This is a genomic window from Limnochorda sp. L945t (assembly GCF_035593305.1).
GTDB classification, from domain to species: domain Bacteria; phylum Bacillota; class Limnochordia; order Limnochordales; family Geochordaceae; genus Carboxydichorda; species Carboxydichorda subterranea.
This window is the reverse complement of sequence record NZ_CP141615.1, coordinates 2048967-2065473: the sequence shown is the minus strand read 5'-3', so window position 1 is coordinate 2065473 and position 16507 is coordinate 2048967. Positions and strand designations below refer to the sequence as shown.

At 68.9% G+C, this 16507-nt stretch carries 15 protein-coding genes; 5 read left to right on the top strand and 10 right to left on the bottom strand.

Annotated elements, in window-relative coordinates:
• Nucleotides 1-5 precede the first annotated feature (5 nt).
• The 6 genes from U7230_RS09605 to U7230_RS09580 form a co-directional block, all read right to left on the bottom strand.
• Nucleotides 6-1259 (bottom strand): type II secretion system F family protein, encoded by a 1254-nt coding sequence (locus tag U7230_RS09605; RefSeq protein ID WP_324715624.1) that lies wholly within the window; start codon nucleotides 1257-1259, stop codon nucleotides 6-8.
• A 39-nt stretch (nucleotides 1260-1298) separates the two neighbouring features.
• Nucleotides 1299-2333, bottom strand: coding sequence for a type IV pilus twitching motility protein PilT (locus tag U7230_RS09600; RefSeq protein WP_324715623.1), 1035 nt, complete (start codon nucleotides 2331-2333; stop codon nucleotides 1299-1301).
• Nucleotides 2330-4129 carry a GspE/PulE family protein gene (locus tag U7230_RS09595; protein WP_324715622.1) on the bottom strand — a complete coding sequence of 600 codons (1800 nt, stop codon included), beginning with the start codon at nucleotides 4127-4129 and terminating at the stop codon, nucleotides 2330-2332. The genes U7230_RS09600 and U7230_RS09595 overlap by 4 nt, the downstream gene beginning before the upstream one ends.
• A 50-nt stretch (nucleotides 4130-4179) precedes the next feature.
• Complete coding sequence (locus U7230_RS09590; RefSeq protein WP_324715621.1) at nucleotides 4180-4653, bottom strand: type II secretion system protein; 474 nt, start codon at nucleotides 4651-4653, stop codon at nucleotides 4180-4182.
• Between the two features lie 99 nt (nucleotides 4654-4752).
• On the bottom strand, nucleotides 4753-5499 hold the full coding sequence (locus tag U7230_RS09585) for a Crp/Fnr family transcriptional regulator (protein ID WP_324715620.1): 747 nt from the start codon (nucleotides 5497-5499) through the stop codon (nucleotides 4753-4755).
• A 447-nt stretch (nucleotides 5500-5946) separates the two neighbouring features.
• Nucleotides 5947-7173, bottom strand: a complete 1227-nt coding sequence (locus U7230_RS09580) for a D-alanyl-D-alanine carboxypeptidase family protein (RefSeq protein WP_324715619.1) — start codon at nucleotides 7171-7173, stop codon at nucleotides 5947-5949.
• Nucleotides 7174-7301: 128 nt separating this feature from the next.
• Here U7230_RS09580 and ligA point away from each other — a divergent pair, with 128 nt between their 5' ends.
• The 5 genes from ligA (at nucleotide 7302) to U7230_RS09555 (ending at nucleotide 13390) form a co-directional block, all read left to right on the top strand.
• Nucleotides 7302-9407: an NAD-dependent DNA ligase LigA gene (gene ligA, locus U7230_RS09575; protein ID WP_324715618.1), complete on the top strand. Its 2106-nt coding sequence runs from the start codon at nucleotides 7302-7304 to the stop codon at nucleotides 9405-9407.
• 23 nt (nucleotides 9408-9430) lie between these two features.
• The gene (gene gatC, locus U7230_RS09570; protein ID WP_324715617.1) at nucleotides 9431-9727 is read left to right on the top strand and encodes an Asp-tRNA(Asn)/Glu-tRNA(Gln) amidotransferase subunit GatC; all 297 of its coding nucleotides are present in this window, start codon (nucleotides 9431-9433) and stop codon (nucleotides 9725-9727) included.
• Between the two features lie 9 nt (nucleotides 9728-9736).
• Entirely contained in the window at nucleotides 9737-11281 is a 1545-nt protein-coding gene (gene gatA, locus U7230_RS09565) for an Asp-tRNA(Asn)/Glu-tRNA(Gln) amidotransferase subunit GatA (RefSeq protein WP_324715616.1), read from the top strand.
• A gap of 8 nt (nucleotides 11282-11289) precedes the next feature.
• Nucleotides 11290-12807 (top strand): Asp-tRNA(Asn)/Glu-tRNA(Gln) amidotransferase subunit GatB, encoded by a 1518-nt coding sequence (gene gatB, locus U7230_RS09560; RefSeq protein ID WP_404980657.1) that lies wholly within the window; start codon nucleotides 11290-11292, stop codon nucleotides 12805-12807.
• Between the two features lie 94 nt (nucleotides 12808-12901).
• Nucleotides 12902-13390, top strand: a complete 489-nt coding sequence (locus U7230_RS09555; RefSeq protein WP_324715614.1) for a Fur family transcriptional regulator — start codon at nucleotides 12902-12904, stop codon at nucleotides 13388-13390.
• A gap of 127 nt (nucleotides 13391-13517) precedes the next feature.
• Here U7230_RS09555 and cas6e read toward each other — a convergent pair whose 3' ends face one another.
• The 4 genes from cas6e to casB are packed head-to-tail and all read right to left on the bottom strand — an operon-like array spanning nucleotide 13518 to nucleotide 16503.
• A complete protein-coding gene (gene cas6e / locus U7230_RS09550; RefSeq protein WP_324715613.1) occupies nucleotides 13518-14168 on the bottom strand; it encodes a type I-E CRISPR-associated protein Cas6/Cse3/CasE in 651 nt (216 codons plus the stop codon).
• Nucleotides 14144-14806 carry a type I-E CRISPR-associated protein Cas5/CasD gene (gene cas5e / locus U7230_RS09545; protein ID WP_324715612.1) on the bottom strand — a complete coding sequence of 221 codons (663 nt, stop codon included), beginning with the start codon at nucleotides 14804-14806 and terminating at the stop codon, nucleotides 14144-14146. Before cas5e ends, cas6e begins: the two co-directional genes overlap by 25 nt.
• Nucleotides 14807-15991, bottom strand: a complete 1185-nt coding sequence (cas7e, locus tag U7230_RS09540) for a type I-E CRISPR-associated protein Cas7/Cse4/CasC (RefSeq protein ID WP_324715611.1) — start codon at nucleotides 15989-15991, stop codon at nucleotides 14807-14809.
• Complete coding sequence (gene casB, locus U7230_RS09535; protein WP_324715610.1) at nucleotides 15988-16503, bottom strand: type I-E CRISPR-associated protein Cse2/CasB; 516 nt, start codon at nucleotides 16501-16503, stop codon at nucleotides 15988-15990. The genes cas7e and casB overlap by 4 nt, the downstream gene beginning before the upstream one ends.
• Nucleotides 16504-16507: the final 4 nt, after the last annotated feature.

The following is a 16507-nucleotide window of genomic DNA, read 5'->3' as shown; positions in this document are numbered from 1 at the left end:
GCCCCCTACTGGACGAGCCCCGCCGACTGGAACAGCGGCAGCATCACCGACGCCACGATGAGCAGCACCACGCCGGCCAGCACGATGATGATGGCGGGTTCGAGCAGCGAGATGAGGGTCTTGACCGCCCGCTCCACCTCGCCGTCGTAGCGGGTGGCCAGGTGCTCCATCATCTCCTCCACGCTGCCCGTGGTCTCCCCCACGGCGACCATCTGGACGAGCAGTTCGGGGAAGAGTTTCTGGGCCGCCATCGCCTTCGCGACGCTCTGGCCTTTCTCGACGCCGGCGATGACGCCCGCCATCGCCTGGGCCATCGCCTCGTTGCCCACCACCCGCTGCGCCGCGCGCAGCGCCTCGACCATGGAAATCCCGCTGCGCAGCCCGAGCCCCAGGGTGCGGGTGAGGCGGGCGAGCACCGTGCGGGTCACGAGCCCTCCGAAGATGGGCGCCCGCAGCAGGAAGCGGTCCCGCTCCAGGCGGCCGCGAGGGGTGCGCACGTACTGGCGCAAGGCCGTGGCTGCGGCGACGACCGCCGCTGCGACGGCCCACCACCACCGCGACGTGAACTCCTGCACCCCGAGCAGCACGCGGGTCGCCAGGGGCAGCGGCATCCCCGCCTGCCGGAAGAACCCCACGAAGGTCGGCAGCACGAACAGCAGCAAGACGTTGATCACGACCAGCGCCACGATGGCGACGAGGGTGGGGTAGGCGAGGGCCTCCCGCACTTTGGCCCGCAGTTCGTGCTCCCGCTGGTAGTACGCGCCGGTGCGGTTGAGCACTTCCTCGAGGGCGCCCGTCACCTCGCCGACTTCGACCATCTGCACGAGCAGCTGGGGGAAGACGTCGCCGTGCCGCCCGAAGCTCCTGGCGAGCGACGACCCGGTGGAGACGTCCCGGCGCACTGCCTCGAGCGCCTCGCGCAGCCTGCGGTTGGAGGTCTGCTGCACGAGCAGCCGCAGCCCGTCGGCCGCCGTCAGCCCCGCCCTGAGCATCATGGCGAACTGGCTGCACAACAGCGCCACGTCGGCCGCCGAGGGCCTGCGCCCCCGGCTCAGGACGCCCAGCGCCCCGGCCCCGGCGCCCGCCCCGCGCCCGGCCGCCCCTCTGGCGCCGGCTCTGGAAGCAGGCCGCACCGACGAGACGTAGAGCCCTTCCTGGCGCAGCCGCCGTACCGCCGCCGCGCTGTCCTCGGCGTCGATGACGCCGCTGACCGCCCGCCCGGTCTTGTCCCTCGCCCTGTACTCGAAGGGAACGGACACCCCAACCCCTCCCGGCGCCTGCCCCTTCTTGCTGTGCCGCTACTCCCGCTTGAGCGCCAGCATCTCCTCGGGATCGATGAGCCCCCGCTCCAGCAACGCCCGCATGGAGGCCTCCAGCGTGCGCATCCCGAACCGCGCCCCCGTCTCGATGGCGGCCGGGATCTGGTGCCACTTACTCTCCCGGATCATGGTGCGGATGGCCGGCGTGGCCACCATCACCTCGCAGGCCAGCACCCGCCCCTGCCCGTCCGCCCTCGGGAGCAGCCGCTGCGAGATGACCGCCTGAATGGTCGAGGCGAACTGCAGCTGGATTTGCCGCTGCTGTTCGGGCGGAAACATGTCGATGACCCGCTCCACCGTCTCCGCCGCGCCCCGGGTGTGAAGCGTCGAAAGTACCAGATGCCCTGTCTCGGCGGCCCGCAGGGCCGTGGCGACCGTATCCAGGTCCCGCATCTCCCCGACCAGCACGACGTCGGGGTCGGCCCTGAGCGCTCCCCGCAGCGCGGCCGCGAACGACGTCGTGTCGGTGCCGATCTCCCGCTGGTTGATGACGCTCATCTTGTGGCGGTGCAGGTACTCGATGGGGTCCTCCAGCGTGATGATGACGGTCTTACGGTGCTGGTTGATGTGATCGATCATGGCGGCGAGCGTCGTCGACTTGCCGCTGCCGGTGGGCCCGGTCACCAGGATGAGCCCGTCGACCCGCCCGCAAAGGTCGGCGACCACCGGGGGCAGCCCGAGCTGGTCGAGCGACGGGACCTCGGCCGGGATCACCCGGGCGGCCATGCCCCACGAACCCCGCTGGCGAAAGACGTTGCACCGGAACCGCCCGACCCCCGGCACCCCGTGCGACAGATCCACCTGGCCCTGTTGCTCGAACGTGCGCAACAGCCCCTCGTTGAGGATGGGCCGGATGAGCCCCTCCAGGTCCGCCGGCATCAGGACCTTGTATCCGTCGAGCGGTTCGAGCCGCCCGTGGATGCGCAGCATGGGTGGCACGCCCGAGGTCAGGTGGAGGTCCGAGGCGTGTCGCTCTACCGTGATCCGCAGCAACGTATCCAGCGTCTCGTTCATGGGCGCACCTCTTCGGCCTCGAGACTCGAAGGTTGTTCAGTCCCTGCGGTGGCGAGCGCGGCCGCGGCCTCGCCCGTGCCGCCGGTTTGCCATGGTTCCTTGCCGTTCCACTCGTCGAGGCTGTACAGCGCCCGGAAGACCTCGCCCACGGTGGTGATTCCCATCAGCGCCTTGGCGATGCCGCTTTCCTTGAGCGTCTTCATGCCTGCCTTCATGGCGAGCTGCCGCAAGGTATCCTCGGAGGGCTGCCCGGCGATGTGATCGCGGATGGCCCGGTCCACCAGGAGCACCTCCTCGATCAGGACCCGGCCGCGAAAGCCCGTGCCTTCGCACACCTGGCAGCCGCGCCCCCAGGCGAGGGGCTCGCCGTGATAGGCGGGGCCGAGGAAGCTCCGTTCGGCCGGCGTGAGCTCCGGCACGCCCGTCGTCCGGCAGTCGCGGCAGACGGCCCGCACCAGGCGCTGCGCGACGACCCCCACCAGGGTGGCGCTCAGCAAGTACGGCTCGACCCCCATGTCCATGAGCCGCACCACGCTGCCGGGCGCCGAGTTGGTGTGCAGCGTCGAAAGCACCAGGTGCCCGGTGAGGGCTGCCCGCACCGCGATCTGCGCGGTCTCCTGATCCCGGATCTCCCCGACCATGAGCACGTCGGGGTCCTGGCGGAGCACGCTGCGCAGCGTGTTGGCGAAGGTGATGCCGGCCCGGGGATTGATCTGCACCTGCGTGATGCCGTCCACGTGGTACTCCACCGGATCTTCCACCGTGATGATGTTGCGCTCGGGCGTGTTGAGCGCCTGCAAAAAGGCGTAAAGGGTCGTCGACTTGCCGCTCCCGGTGGGCCCCGTGAGCAGGATGAGGCCCTGGCGCTGGCGCAGCATCTCGTCGACCTGGAGGCGCGCCTCGGGCAGGAAACCTAACTGGTCGAGCGTGATGAGCCCGGCGCTCCGGTTGAGCAACCGCACCACGGCCTTCTCGCCGTGGATGGTCGGCATGACGGAGACTCGCATGTCGACCTGCGCCTCGCCGATCCGCATCTGGATCTGGCCGTCCTGCGGGCGCCGGTGCTCGGCGATGTCGAGCCCGGCCATGACCTTCACCCGGGAGACGACGCTCGGCATGAGCTGGCGGGGAACCGTGCTGACGTCTCGCAGCAGGCCGTCGATGCGAAAGCGCACGCGCAGGCGATCTCTTTGCGGTTCCAGATGGACGTCGCTGGCCCGCCGCTGGACGGCGTCGGCCAGGATGAGGTTGACCATGCGGACGGCCGGGGAGTTGGGGTCGATGAGCTCCTGCTCGTTGAGAGGCTCTTCCTCGGGCTCGATTTGCTCGACGACTTCCTCGGTGGAGAGGGCCAGGCTGAAGACCTGCCCCCGCGCCACCTCGATCTCCGGCTCCGTGGCCACCAGCGGTACGACGTGCATGCCGGTGGCCGCCTGCACGTCGTCGAGGAGCATGACGTCCATGGGGTCGACCATGGCGAGGAAGAGGGTGCTGCCCTCCACCCGCACGGGCAGCACCCCTTCTTTCAAGAACCGCTCGGGCAGCACGCGGGCGAGCTCGGGGCGGAGTTCCACCTGGTCCCATCGAACACGCGGGATGCCGAGGTACGCGGACAGCGCGTCGGCCATCTGGCCGGGGCTCACGAGCTCGAGATCGAGCAGCGCCCGCACGATGCTCTTGCCCGTCCGCCGCTGCTCGGCCACGGCCTCCTGCAGCTGCGCTGGGGTGACAAGCCCCTGGTCGACCAGGGTATCTCCTAGGCCTCTACGCCCCGTGATCCGCACCGCGTTGCCCATCCCCGAGGTCCCTGCCGCTCAAACTTCACATCTGCGGCAGTTAGAGAGCGCTAGTCCTGACTACAGGCACCTGAGGGCGGCTTAATGCCCGTTGTCACCGTGACCTCGGTACTTGTACGGCCACTTCGCACAGCGGTGACTTTCCAGGTCGTATCGTTTTCGGAAGGGCAGTTTACCCAGAAGCCGGCTTTGGTTCCAACAGAGCCGTCACTGGGTAACAGGGTCAACTCCGCTGTATCCAGCCCAACCTCAGAGAGGTTCTTCGTGGTGGTCGCCTTTGAGGCATCGGCAGGGCTCGCGTTGTTCTCCAGTTCGTAAAACTGTACCGCGGTACGGAGTGCGGCCGCAAACTGCTGTGCGGAGCTGTTCACCGCCCGCTGAACGAACTGGTCGTATGCCACAAACCCACCGGTGGCCAAGATGGCGATGATGGCGACGACCACCATGAGCTCCATCAGCGTGAAGCCTTTGTCGTTTCGAAGGGACTTGAGCACCTTCCGCCAGCGGTTCCGCAACAGGCTCACGAGAAGCCCTCCTTTCGAACTATCACGAGCTCAGAGGCTCCAACTCTTCTGAGGCATCGAGTTTGAATCCCGAGCGGCTTCAACGCCTCCTCCCATCCCTCATGGGGGTTGCTGCTCTGTCTCCGCTTCTGCCAGCCGTGCTGGATCGAACCGCAGGCCCGCCGGGTCTCGGGCGACCAGCACCTTCCGGCGCTCGAGTCGAGCCAGGGCTTCGTGCACCACGGCGGCGCTGGCGCCTGCGAGACAGGCCAGATCCTCCGGGCCTGCCGGCAACAGCAGCAGGCCGGACCCGTCGAGTTTGCCGGCGACCCGAGCCAGGTGCAGGACCGCTCCGGCGACCCGTTGCGCCTCACGTGCCGGGTCGGCGGCGACGTCCGGGAGCAAGCCCGGCGTGGCCGGGGCCCCGTGCGGAGAGCGACCGGAGAGCAGGGCGAGCGCCAGCCGCAGCCGCGGATCGCGCTCCACCAGCTCCAGTACCACCCGCCGCTCGAGCCTCCACACGAGGGCCTGTCCCACCGAACGGCAGCTCGTACGATAGGGAAGGCCGTCCATCACCTCGCCCGCTGCGAGCACCCAACCGGGGCCCACCAGGCCGGCGACTCGAAGCTCGCCCGGCGACTCCTCGCGAATCAGCTGGGCCAGCCCGGAGTCGACCAGGTACAGGGCGTCGGCCCGGATCCCCTGGGTGAACAGTCGCTCGCGCGCCGACAACTCCCTGGGCTCCAGCGCACGCGCCATCGCTTCCCGGGTGGAGCCGGCAAGGCACCGAAACGGGACAACCCTGGTAACCGCCGTAGCCCGCCGTCCGAACGCCGCGGATGCGCGCGACTCTGACGCTTCCTGCACCGCCGCAGGCCTCCCTTCGGCCGGTAGCCCCCCATGCCGAGGTAAGGCGAGGGAAGGAGAATCCCGCACGGCGAGTCCACTGGTGCGAGCGCACCGTCACCTGCCGACGCGGCAGGAGTGTGCGAGACGAGAGCGAGTGAAGGCTCGACTGCCCTGCGGCGATGCCCGCGCAGCCTTCGCCCCGGAGCTTCCGACGGTACCGGGCCTGGCTGTCCAGCAGGCTAAGATGCGTGGCTCGGGCTGTTGGTCGATATCCTACCCACCCCCTACCCCGGACGTTGGTACGATTCGACAGTTTCAGTAAGCTTCCTCCAGACCAGACAAGGAGCGCCATGGGATCGAGAGGAATGTTACATGCGCATAGGTCTTTAGTCTTGGGACCCTAGACAGGTAGGAACGACCCTTCCTGGGGGATACGCCGGCCGCCGGGGTCGCCGGAGCAGCGGCTCAGAAGATGCGGCGCCACCAGGGAAGGCGCGGGACCGGCTCGCCGGCGACGAGGGGGATGCGGGCGAAGGGCTGGTCGGCCAGGTAACCCTCCAGCTCTCCGACGGGCTGTCCGGCCCCCACGGGCGCGAAGAGCTGGCGCAACCGCACGACCCCTCGCACGTCTTTCACCTGCCGGATCGGCACGGTGACGGCGAGCCGGTCGGCGGCCATGACGCGCACCACGAGGTCGGACGAGGCGCCGGCCACGGGCACCTCCGCCACCACGTCGCCCCGGCGGGCCAGTTCCACGACCGCAAAGGCCGAAAAGCCGTACTCGAGCAGGCGGGCGCTGTCGGCCCAGCGGTCGGAGCTTCCGAGCACCACGCTGATGAGCTGCATCCCTTCCCGTGACGCCGCCGCCACCAGGCAGTTACCGGCCCGCGAGGTGGTGCCCGTCTTGATGCCCGTGGCGCCCTCGAAGCTCCACAACAACCGGTTGGTGTTGTGCCACGTCTTTTGCTGCGACAGCGCCGTGTACGCCCGCCGCCCGACCACGGCCGCAAACGTGGGGTACTGCATGGCCGTCTTCGCAAAGAGCGCCAGATCGTACGCCGAGGTGTGGTGCTGGGGGTCGTCGAGCCCGTGGGGGTTGACGAAGTGGGAGTCGTACGCGCCCAGCTCGCGGGCACGCCGGTTCATCATGGCGGCGAAGCCGGAGACGCTGCCGCCGACGTGTTCGGCGATGGCCACGGCGGCGTCGTTGCCCGAGGGCAACATGAGGCCGTGGAGGAGTTCCTCGAGCGTGTAGCGCTCGCCGGTGGAGAGGTACGCGGACGACCCCGTCACGCCCGCCGCCCGCCGGGAGACGGTCACGGCGTCTTGGAGGCGGCCCGATTCGATCGCGAGCAGCGCTGTGATAATCTTGGTAGTGCTGGCCGGCGCCCGCCGCTGGTGCTCGTCCTTGGCATAAAGGACGGTGCCGGTGGAGACCTCCAGCAGTAGCGCCGCTTCCGCGGAGACGGGGGGGCCCTGGCGGGGGTCCTGCACGTAGCGCACCGGGAAGGAGCCCCGGATGGGCGTGGTGGTGACCAGCGGCCGGTCGACGACGCTTTGGGGCAGGAGCGCCCCGGGCGTGTCGGGCGCAAGCGTGAGGGCCAACGCGGCCACGGCCGTGAGGAGCACCAGGAGCGTGGCGGGGGAAGGCCATCGCAGACTCTGAAACCCTTGCCGCCGCCGAATCGACACGGTCGCTCCCATGCTCCTCGTCGCTGGTATGGGGATGGCCGATCCCCGGGCTTCCGGCCGGGAAAAGGTGTATGCGTCCCCGCAGGGGGACATGCGAGGGCATGGGCGGGGAGGAGCAGCAGGAGAGCATGGCACGCAACCGGACGACCACGCAGCCCGTCGAGCCTCCTGACGGCCGGGCGGCGCCGGCGTCGACGCCGCCGGCGGCACCGGCGGCGGTGCCCGAGGAGGTCCGGCGGCGGGTCGACCAGCTTCGCCGGGCCATCGAGCACCACAACTACCGCTACTACGTGCTCGACGCCCCCGAGATCTCCGACGCCGAGTATGACGCGCTCATGCGGGAGCTGGTCGAGCTCGAGCAGCGCTACCCGACGCTGCAGTCGCCCGACTCCCCGACCCAGCGGGTGGGAGGGGCGCCGCTGCCGGAGTTCGGCACGGTGCGCCATCGCACGCCCATGCTCAGCCTCGACAACGTCTACTCCCTCGAGGAACTTCGCGCCTGGGACGCCCGCATCCGCCGCCTGCTTCCCGGCGAGAGCGTCCAGTACGTGGCCGAACTCAAGATCGACGGCCTCGCCGTCTCGCTCGAGTACGAACAGGGCCGCTTCGCCCGGGGCGCCACCCGCGGCGACGGCGTCACCGGCGAGGACATTACCCAAAACCTGCGCACCATCAAGAGCATTCCGCTGCGCCTACGCGCCAGCGCCCCGGTGCGCCTCGACGTGCGCGGCGAAGTCTACATGATCAAGAGCGAGTTCGCCCGGCTCAACGAGGAGCGGGAGCGGCGGGGTGAGCCCCTTTTCGCCAACCCGCGCAACGCCGCCGCCGGCTCGGTACGCCAGCTCGACCCCCGGGTCACCGCTTCCCGTCCGCTCAACATCTTTTGTTACCAGGTCGGCACGCTGGAGGGCATCGACGTGCCCTCGACCCACTGGGAGCGCCTGCAGCTGCTCAAGGAGCTGGGCCTGCGGACCAACCCCAACAACCGCCGCTGCGACAGCCTCGACGAGGTGATCGGCTTCATCGAGCACTGGGCCGAGCGGCGCCACCAGCTCGACTACGAGACCGACGGCATCGTCATCAAGGTCGACCGCATCGACCAGCAGGAGCGCCTGGGCTTCACGGCCAAGAGCCCCCGCTGGGCCATCGCCTACAAGTACCCGGCGGAGCGGGCCATCACCAGGGTACGGGCCATCGAGGTCAACGTCGGCCGCACGGGGGCGCTCACGCCGGTGGCGGTGCTCGACCCGGTGCGGCTCGGCGGCACCACCGTCTCCCGGGCCGGGCTGCACAACGAGGACATCATCCGCAAGCTGGACGTGCGGGTGGGCGACTGGGTGGCGGTGCAGAAGGCGGGCGAGATCATCCCCGAGGTCGTGGAAGTGCTCAAGGAGCGCCGCACCGGCGAAGAGGTACCCTACACTTTCCCCGAGACGTGCCCGGTCTGCGGCGCCAGAGTGGTGCGCCCCGAGGGCGAGGCGGTGTGGCGCTGCGTCAACCGCCGGTGCCGGGCGCAGCTCGTCGAGGGCCTCATCCACTTCGCCTCCCGCGACGCCATGGACATCGAGGGGGTCGGCCCGGCGCTGGTCACGCAGCTCGTCGAAAAGGAGCTCGTCAGGAGCCCGGCCGACCTCTACCGCCTCACCGAGACCCAGCTCGCCGGCCTGGAAAGGATGGGCCCCAAGTCGGCCCGCAACGTCGTCGAGGCCATCCAGGCGAGCAAGACGCGGGGGCTGGAGCGCCTTTTGTACGCGCTCGGCATCCGCCACGTCGGCGAGGGGACGGCCCATGACGTGGCCGAGCACTTCGGCGACATCCACGCCGTTGCCCGGGCCTCCGTCGAACAACTGATGGAAGTGCCCGACGTGGGCGAGGTGGTGGCGAGGAGCATCCGGGAGTTCTTCGACGAACCCCGCAACCAGGAGCTCGTCGCCGAGCTCGAGCAGCTGGGCGTGGCCATCACCCAGGCGCGGCGGGAGGCGCCGCCTGCGGCGGTGGCGTCGCCTTTCCTCGGCAAGCGGGTGGTGGTGACGGGCACGCTCTCCCGGTACTCGCGCCGGGAAGTGCAGCAGCTGCTCCAGTCGCTGGGCGCCCAGGTGAGCGACTCGGTGAGCAAGAAGACGGACTACGTCATCGCAGGGGAGTCCCCCGGCTCCAAGCTCGACAAGGCCCGGGAGCTCGGGGTGCAGGTGCTCGACGAGGAGAGCTTCTACCGCATGCTCCCCGAGCGGTAGCGAAAGGCGGGAAAGGCCGAGACATGGCTGGCATCACGCCGGAAGAGGTGCGCCACGTGGCGCGTCTTGCGAGGCTCGAGCTGACGGACGAAGAGGTGGAGCGCTACGCCCGGCAGCTGGGCGACATCCTGAGCGCCGCGGCTCGCCTCGGGGAGCTCGACACCGAAGGGGTCGACCCGACCTTCTACCCGCTCCCGCTGCAGAACGTCATGCGGCCGGACGCGGTGCGGCCGTCGATGCCCCGGGAGAAGGTCCTGGCCAACGCGCCCGAGCCGGAGCAGGACATGTTCCGGGTGCCCCGCATCATCGAAGAAGGGTAGTACGCATCCATGGCCGATCCATCGTCGCTGGTCTTCGCCAGTATCCGGGAGCTCGCCGGGCTGCTCCGCCGGGGCGAGGTCACGGCCCGGGAGCTGGCCGAAGCGCACCTGCGCCAGATCGAGCGGGTCGACCCGTCGGTCGGCGCTTATCTGACCGTGGTCGCCGACCGGGCGCTGGCCCAGGCCGGCGCTGCCGACGAGCAGCTGCGGCGGCTGCGGCAGGAGCCTCGCTCGCAGACCGCCTCGAGCCCCTCCGGCTTGCAGAGCTCGGCCGGCGGGCCCGAGCTGCTGCTCGGGATCCCGTGGGCGTGCAAGGACGTCCTGTGCACGGCCGGCGTGCGCACGACGTGCGGCTCGAAGATGCTGGAGCAATTCGTGCCGCCGTACAGTGCGACGGCCGTCCGGCGCCTCGACGAGCGCGGGGCGGTCATGCTGGGCAAGGTCAACATGGACGAGTTCGCCATGGGCTCGTCGACCGAAAACTCCGCCCTGGGCGTCACCCGCAACCCGTGGGACCTGAGCCGGGTGCCGGGCGGCTCGAGCGGGGGGTCGGCGGCGGCGGTGGCCGCAGGAGAGGCGGTCTTTTCACTCGGCTCCGACACGGGGGGCTCCGTGCGGCTGCCGGCGGCCTATTGCGGGGTCGTGGGCCTCAAGCCGACCTACGGGTCGGTCTCCCGGTACGGGCTCATCGCCTTCGCCTCCTCGCTCGACCAGGTCGGCCCGCTGGCCCGGACGGTGGAGGACGCCGCGCTGGTCTACGAAGCCATCGCCGGGCATGATCCCCTGGACTCCACGTCGGCGCCCCGGCCCCCCGAGCCCGTGCTCCGCACCCTCGAAGAGGGCGTGAAGGGGCTGCGGCTGGGCCTTTCGCCCGACTACTTCGGCGAAGGGCTCGACGGCGAGGTGCGGGAGGCGGTCATGGGCGCCGTCCGGCGCCTGGAGAGGGAAGGGGCCCAGATCGTCGAGGTGCGCATCCCGCACCTCGCGTACGCGCTGCCCGTCTACTACATCATTGCCCCCTCGGAGGCGAGTTCCAACCTGGCCCGCTACGACGGGGTGCGCTACGGGCTGCGGGTGCCGGGCGACGACATCGTCCAGCAGTTCTCCAAGACCCGGCGAGAGGGGTTCGGCCCCGAGGTGAAACGGCGCATCATGCTCGGTACGTACGCCTTGAGCGCCGGGTACTACGAGGCGTTTTACCTCAAGGCGCAGAAGGTGCGCACGCTCATCCGGCGCGACTTCGAGGCGGCGTTCGCCAGGGTCGACGCCCTGATCACCCCGGTGGCGCCGACGGTGGCGTTTCGCATGGGGGAGAAGGTGGAGGACCCCCTGCAGATGTACCTGACCGACATCTACACGCTCAGCGTCAACCTGGCGGGGCTGCCGGGCGTCTCGGTGCCGTGCGGCTTCTCGTCGCAGGGCCTGCCCATCGGGCTGCAGGTGATCGGGCCCGCTTTCGGGGAGCCGCAGATCCTGCGCGTCGCCCGGGCGGTGGAAGAGACCAGCGGCGTACGGGGAGCAAGGCCCCGGGTAGCGGTGGGGGATGCACGATGAAGGCCCAGATGCCGGCCCAGGCGACGGCGCAGGCGCAGGCCGCCCCGAGCGTGCCGCCGGGGTGGGAGGCGGTCATCGGCCTCGAGATCCACGTGGAGCTCGCGACCGAGTCCAAGATCTACTGCGGGTGCAGCACGCGCTTCGGAGCGCCGCCCAACACGCAGGTTTGCCCCGTCTGCCTGGGGCTTCCCGGGAGCCTGCCGGTGCTCAACGAAAAGGCGGTGGAGTACGCGGTGCGGGCGGGGCTGGCGCTCCACTGCCGGATCGCGCCGTACGCCAAGTTCGACCGCAAAAACTACTTCTATCCCGACCTGCCCAAGGCGTACCAGATCTCGCAGTACGACCTGCCGCTGTGCCGGGACGGCTACCTCGAGGTGGAGGTCGGGGGGAGGACGCGGCGCGTCGGCATCATCCGGGTGCACCTGGAGGAGGAGACCGGCAAGCTGGTGCACTCGACGGCCACCATCGCCGGGAGCCGCTACTCGCTGGTCGACTACAACCGGAGCGGCGTGCCCCTCATCGAGATCGTGACCCAACCCGACCTGCGCACGCCCGAGGAGGCGCGCCTTTTCCTCGAGGAGCTGCGCAGCGTCATGCAGTACCTCGGCGTCTCCGACGTCAAGATGGAAGAAGGGTCGCTCCGCTGCGACGCCAACATCTCGCTGCGCCGGCCCGGCGAGACTCGCCTCGGCACCAAGACCGAGGTGAAAAACATCAACTCGCTGCGGGCCGTCGAGCGGGCGCTGCGCTACGAAGCTTACCGGCAAGCGGCCGTCCTGGAGGACGGGGGCCGGATCGTCCAGGAGACCCGGGGATGGGACGAGGCGAGCGGTACCACCATCCCCATGCGCAGCAAAGAGACGGTGCAGGACTACCGCTACTTCCCCGAGCCGGACATCCCGCCGCTGGCGCTGGACGAAGCGTACGTGGAGCGGGTGCGCCAGAGCCTGCCGGAGCTCCCCGCGGCCCGGCGCCGGCGGCTCATGGAGCAGTGGCAGCTGCCCGCCTACGACGCCTGGGTCATCTGCCAGCACCCGGCGCTGGCCGGCTTCTTCGAGCAGGCGGCGTCGCGGTGGAAAGACGGCAAGACCGTGAGCAACTGGGTGATGGGCGAGGTGCTGCGGATCCTGGGCGCCTCCGGCGAGGAGCCGGGGGTGCTCGCCGGGCGCCCCGAGTGGGTGGAGCACCTCGTCGAGGTGCTGCGCCTGGTCTCGGCCGGGCGGATCTCCGCCAACGTCGGGAAAGAGGTGCTGGAGGAGAGTTTCAAGAGCGGCCGCGCTCCCGAGGAGATCGTGCGGGCCCGGGGGCTGGAGCAGGTCGGCGACGAAGCGCAGCTGCTCGCCTGGGTGCGGCAGGCCATCGAGGCCAATCCTGACGCCGTGGCTTCTTACCGCGCGGGCAAGGCGCAGGCGGCCGGGTTCCTGGTGGGCCAGGTCATGAAGCTCTCGAAAGGCAAGGCCAACCCCAAGACGGTCGGCGAGTTGATGAGGCGGGAGCTGGGAGAGCCTGGGACTTCCTCCTCGTGACCCTGCTCGAGCGCAGCCGGGAGGCACCGGGGCGGCGCGGCTGCCGCGACGGCGCCACGGGCAGACGCCCGGGGGCTCCGGAGCGGAGGGGCGGGTGCAGGCTGCCCGGCGCAGGCTCGAGGCATCGGGGGTGCGGGTGACGCCGCAACGGCTGGCGGTGGTGGAGGTGCTGGCGGCGCATCCGGACCGCCACTTCAGCGCGCTCGAGCTGTACGAGAACGCCCGGCGGGCGCATCCGGACCTGGGGCTCGCCACCGTCTACCGGACGCTGCCGCTGCTGGAGCAGGCGGGCGTGGCCAACCGGCTCAACGTGGGCGAAGAGGAGGACCGGTTCGAGTTCGGGCTCGAAAAGGGTCACTACCACCACCACCTGATCTGCCTCGGCTGCGGCCGGATCTTCGAGTTCAAGGAGGACCTGCTCGAGCCGCTCGAGCGGCGGATCGAGGCGGAGACGGGTTTCCGGGTGGTGGACCATTCGCTCCACTTCACCGGCTACTGCCCCGAGTGCCGGGCGGCGGGGCGCGATCGGGAGGACCGACGAGGGCCACTTCAGGAGGGGGCTCCAGGCCGGCAAGAGGGGTGAGGCTGTGGCTATCACAGCCCTCGGCGGCGCCCGCACCAATGCGGGCCCCGCTGGGTGGCGGAGGTCAGGCGGGTGCTCGCCCGCCACCATGCATTCCCAGACAGAGTCCGTCGGCAGACGGCTCAGCTCAGGCGGGGGCGATAGAGAGTAACCCCAGGCCCAGGGCCTTGCCGTGTCCGAGGCCGTTGACCAGTGCCTGTTGGAGACCTCTCGGGTCGGTAACCTGGAGGTAACCGTCATACGTCACCGACCACAAAACGATGGGTGGGTCTTGCCGGCGCTTGCGAAAAGCCCGGCGCTCCGCCGACGTGACCTGACAACTGGGAATCCTGGTGCCTGCTCCTGCCTCATAATAGAGCAGCCTGAACCCATGATGCTCACCCTGGCGTTCGAGCCAGGCAATCTGGTCTCGTTCGCTTCTCAACCCGTACCGTTTCCCGCCGCGAGTAACGGTCGCGTTGGCCTGGAGGCGGAACCGGAACACCTGTCCCGCCTGTACGCGCTCGGGCAGAACGAACCTCTTGGTCTGAGGTTCCTCGCGCAGGTAGCCAGAGTAGCCGTCTCTCGCCTGGAGCCGGTCCCAGGGCGGTAGGGCGATACTTTGGAGCAAGAGGGTCGGCCTCGTAGGATCCCGCCCGCGCTCCAGGCGCCAGAGGAACCGCCTGACCTCGCACTCCTCGAACACCCAGGAGAGAGTGGAGTGCATCTCGTACGGGTTGGAGATATCGCGCCGCGCCAGGGGATGGCGCGGATTCAAGCACAGCTTGGAGAGGTACACGGTCCCACCTCTTCGCGTCGATGAGTGAAACTGCTGACGTACCGGGCCCCAAACCGACGGCGTGCGAAGGGTGCGAGTGGCTGGTCCATGCAGAGCCGGCCGCTGCTTGACTCGATCACGAAGCGGATCACTTCGGGCAGGTCCTCGACCAGCGGCGGGTAACGCCGTAGCGCTTCGTCCAGGTGCGCGTCCACGAGCGCGTCAGGAAGCCACACAGGGGCAGAGGGCAGGTACCCTTTCCTGCCGAGGAAAAGGGTCCAGCGTGGGGCGCGCAGGCTCTGGTAGACGGCTTCCAACAAGGGCCGGTCCGGGCCTTCGAGTCCCACCAGGAAGGCGGCATCGGAAAGGTAGTACCGTCGGCTCTGCACGGTAGGCTGGAGACCGGCCCCGTCGGCTCGCAGGACCTCCTGGGCCGTCTGGTAGTCGTAGCGTAGCGCACCCTCGCGGTCTACGCGGACACCCATTCGTAGGGCTGCCAGATCAGAGATGTCCTCATCGCGCCCCCGCCCGAGGGCAGCGGATACCAACCCGAGCACCCCGCTCTTGGAGGGCTCCAGGGCAGTGTCACGTTCATCGAAGCGGCTGCGTGTTCCCCAGGATTGCATGGGCCCCTGGAGTCGCAGGAGTAACGTGGGCACCTATTTCACCTCCAGCAGCGTCCTCACTCCGTCCATCGCTGCTGTGAGGGCTTCGTCGAAGCTGGGTTTCACGTGCTCCCCGTGGTAGCTCACCGTTGCATCCGTCAGGTTGAGCAAGGCGACCCACTGGCGCCGGGCACGTCCATAGGCCCGGTCGAGGGTCTCCCATGTCGAGAGGAGAGCTTCCACCGACAAACCCGAGAGGCTCCGGCGATCCCGGGCCCGCACTGGTTTCTCGAAGGCACCGGCGAGGTTGCGCGGCGCAGCCGCTTCGGACGTCACAAGAGCCACGAACCCCGGTAAGTTATGGGCGGCGAAACTGTTTTGCTTGCCGGAGGGCAAAGTGAGCGTGAACCCTCGCAGGAAGGCCTCAACGCCCTTGGCCGCAAGTTCCCTGTCGCCCTGGAGGCTCTGCACCAGCTGGCCCAGGTCCACGTTGGCGTAACGATAAAGGCAGGCGGAATAGAACTCGACATCCCCCATCATGCCGGCGCCGGTCTCCTCCTTGGGATTGAGGTCGTCCACTGCCGTGTAGAAGTCGAACTCGCGGTCGACCTGATGGGTAGAGAGGGCGTGGGCCACCTGGGCAGCCGCGTCTATGCTCCACTTGGGCTCGTCTGCCAGCATGCGCCCGAACAGCGCCAGATCGACGGCCTTGCCGCCGTCGAGGATTGTCTCCAATGCCTTGTGGAGGTCGGAGGGGACGGCGGCCTTGGCCGCCTTCTTCTTGGCCTTGGCCTGGCCATCGCCGGCCTCAGAGCTCGCAGCGACTTCGGTGAGAACCTGCCAATGACCGTGGATGATATCGGCGAGCCGGGATATCTCTCGCCGGCCCATGAAAAGGAGGTACTGGGTCAGCTCCCTGTCGTCGACCGCAAGTCCCATTCCGCCGAGAGCCGCCTTTGCGACTCGCCGGGCCTCGTCTCGGGAATGGCCTTGGACTTCGAGGCGGTCCGTGAGCTCGTCCACCAGGCGCTTGGTACGCAATGCGAGGTCGTCTGGCTGTAGCGTTCCGTGGGAAAGGGTTGCTTTGAAGTAGTCGCGCACGGCACGCTTCTGCGACTGGCTGCTGAGCCGGGCACGGCGCACTCCGCCAAAGAACGCGTCTTTCGGACTGCCCGTATCGTCGCGGTTGAGGTTGGATGGGGCTACGTTTTGAATGATGTGAATCTCGACCAGGTTCATACCTTCACTGCCTCCTCCGCTGGGGTTGGCTGCGTGCCCATGGCCCGGTAGAAGGCCCTGGCCCACTCCCTCTGAATCTTCCGGTCGGGTCGAAACCACTCCACCACGTCTGTCAATAAACGTACCCAGTCCAGGGCCATGTTCTGCGAGCGGGTAACCAGGATCACGGCGTGGCGGAGCCGGTCGGGAAGCTGGTCGCGATCGGAGTCCAGCAGGGCAACGAAACGAGCCTCGATGCTCGCGCTCTTGCGCGTGATGCGTAACTCTGCCATGGCCTCCGGCAGGGTCTTCGAGCCGCTGAAGGGATGCAGCGCGAAAAGACCTGCCACGAGGTAATACGCTTCCCTCTGCCAGCCTTCGTAGTCGCGCACGAACGGCTCCACATAGGGATAGGAGGGCACGAACGACCCGGGATGGAAGGCCAAGCTGCGCCTTAAAGCTGCAAGAGGGCCCCTGTTACTGGCCAGTCCTTCAAGGAAACGGACGAACTCTTCCGCTTTGGTGGCGACCACCTGA

Coding starts and splice junctions, on each gene's coding strand:
- cas7e (WP_324715611.1), bottom strand. CDS start 15,991: ATGAACCTGGTCGAGATTCACATCATTCAAAACGTAGCCCCATCCAAC.
- gatA (WP_324715616.1), top strand. CDS start 9,737: ATGGCCGATCCATCGTCGCTGGTCTTCGCCAGTATCCGGGAGCTCGCC.
- ligA (WP_324715618.1), top strand. CDS start 7,302: ATGGCACGCAACCGGACGACCACGCAGCCCGTCGAGCCTCCTGACGGC.
- gatC (WP_324715617.1), top strand. CDS start 9,431: ATGGCTGGCATCACGCCGGAAGAGGTGCGCCACGTGGCGCGTCTTGCG.
- gatB (WP_404980657.1), top strand. CDS start 11,290: ATGCCGGCCCAGGCGACGGCGCAGGCGCAGGCCGCCCCGAGCGTGCCG.
- U7230_RS09600 (WP_324715623.1), bottom strand. CDS start 2,333: ATGAACGAGACGCTGGATACGTTGCTGCGGATCACGGTAGAGCGACAC.
- U7230_RS09595 (WP_324715622.1), bottom strand. CDS start 4,129: ATGGGCAACGCGGTGCGGATCACGGGGCGTAGAGGCCTAGGAGATACC.